Raw genomic sequence first — 231 nt, 5'->3', positions numbered from 1 at the left:
GCTTCGGCCTTGAGTCGTTCCACCGTACGGGCCGCACGTGCGGCCTCGGCGTCTTCGCCTTTGATGTCGGCCGTGGCGTGGCTGGCCATGATGCGTTTGACCGCCGCCTCCATCTTGTCGGCCTCGCGGATGAAGTCGGCCCGGTTACCGCTCCTGGCCTTGCTCGCGTTGGCGGGCAGCTTCACCCCATCGATGGCAAAGAGCTCGCGTCCGATCAAACCCTGCCGGTCG

Annotated in this window: 1 protein-coding gene; it reads right to left on the bottom strand. The window is 66.7% G+C overall.

Annotated elements, in window-relative coordinates; all coding sequences use genetic code 11:
* Positions 1 to 231: hypothetical protein (locus tag AC3A35_RS28015; protein WP_487439824.1), on the bottom strand; the 231-nt coding region annotated here is incomplete at both ends.

The organism is Azoarcus sp. Soil_N_20 (assembly GCF_057656155.1).
The sequence above is the reverse complement of the archived record's forward strand: the minus strand, read 5'-3'. Positions and strand labels throughout refer to the sequence as shown.